General features: G+C 65.1%; 2 protein-coding genes. Both read left to right on the forward strand.

Translation table 11 applies throughout. The features are described 5' to 3' along the window. Positions 1-1,309: site-specific integrase (locus tag ACRDUX_RS03270; protein WP_526410979.1), on the forward strand; the 1,309-nt coding region annotated here is incomplete at its 5' end. 4 nt (positions 1,310-1,313) lie between these two features. Then, on the forward strand, positions 1,314-1,550 hold a 237-nt coding region (locus ACRDUX_RS03275), incomplete at its 3' end, for an ATP-dependent DNA ligase (protein ID WP_526410981.1).

The following is a 1,550-nucleotide window of genomic DNA, read 5'->3' on the forward strand; positions in this document are numbered from 1 at the left end:
GCCGTGCCCAGTCCCGCGGTCGCTGAGCCGCGCAGCGGCCAAGAACAAGCGACGCCAACGCAGTGAGATGCAGAGCCGCACCCGCGTTCTCACGCCGTTGCTGCCGATGTTCCTGAGCGCGGTGAACGAGCACAAGCATCGCAGCGAGTTGTTCCTACAGAAGGCTCGAGCCGCCGGGCACCAAGATCGGTTCGAGGTCGACGGCGTCGTGTTCGTGCGGGATGCGCCACCGGAGCAGCTGCCCGTCCTTGAGCGGGTCCGGGTGTGGGCCCGGCTCGCTCCTGGACAACCGCGGCCTCCCTGGATCCGCGGAAAGGCTGAACGCGTGGACGTGACCGCGGTGGAGGAGGACGGGTTCTGGTGTTGGGCGGTCGCCGAAACACTGCGCCACACCGGAATTCGCATTGAAGAACTCATGGAGCTCACCCAGCTGTCGCTGCGCCACTACACCGCATCGACGACGGGCACGTTGGTACCGCTGTTGCACATCGTGCCCAGCAAGACGGACTGCGAACGGCTCATCCCGATGACTCCCGAGCTAGTGCAAGCCCTGCTGGAGGTGCTCCGGCGGGCCAAGGACGGCCACGATCACGTGCCACTATCGGTACGGTACGACGTCACCGAGAAGATGCACGGCCAACCGTTTCCGCACTTGTTTTCTCGCAAGGTCGGCGTCCGCCAGGAGGTGCTATCCGGGCAGTACCTGCGCTGCATCCTCAACCACCTGGCCGTGGTAGCTGGTCTCAGCGACGCCGGCCAACCAATCCGATTCACCCCGCACGACTTTCGCCGACTCTTCGCCACCGACGCCGTCAACGGAGGTCTGCCACTGCACATCGCTGCTGCGCTGCTGGGCCACCTGAACCTCGATACCACCCGCGGCTACACCGCGGTGTTCCCCGAGCACCTCATCGCCGCCCACCAAGCCTTCATCGAACGGCGGCGACAGTTGCGCCCGATCGGCGAGGATCGTGTCGCCGAAGAGGACGAATGGGCGGAGTTCGAGCAGCACTTCCTGCTGCGCCGAGTCGCGTTGGGCGAGTGCCACCGCCCTTACGGCACACAGTGCGTGCACGAACATGCCTGCACCCGATGCCGGTTCCTGCGGGTCGACCCCGCCCAGCTAGGCCGCATCAACGAAATGACCGAGAACGCCGAGGAACGCCTCATCGAGGCCAAGGACCGCGCCTGGCTCGGTGAGGTCGCCGCGTTGGAGGAAAGCCTCAAACACCTTCGCGTCCGACAAACTGAGGCGCAGCAACGGCTTTCACACGGCAGCAACCCGTTCGCCGAGCGAAGACCACAATGAGACTATGAAGCTCCCCGTCATGCCGCCGGTCTCGCCGATGTTGGCCAAGTCGGTCCCGACAATCCCTCCCGATGCCTCCTACGAACCGAAGTGGGATGGCTTCCGGTCAATCTGCTTTCGCGATGGCGAGGAGGTTCAGCTGGGCAGCCGCAACGAGCGGCCTTTGACCCGGTACTTTCCCGAGCTGGTCGCCGCAGTCACCGCTGAACTGCCCGAGCGCTGCGTGATCGACGGTGAGATC

Source organism: Mycobacterium sp. (assembly GCF_050701675.1).
GTDB lineage: Bacteria > Actinomycetota > Actinomycetes > Mycobacteriales > Mycobacteriaceae > Mycobacterium.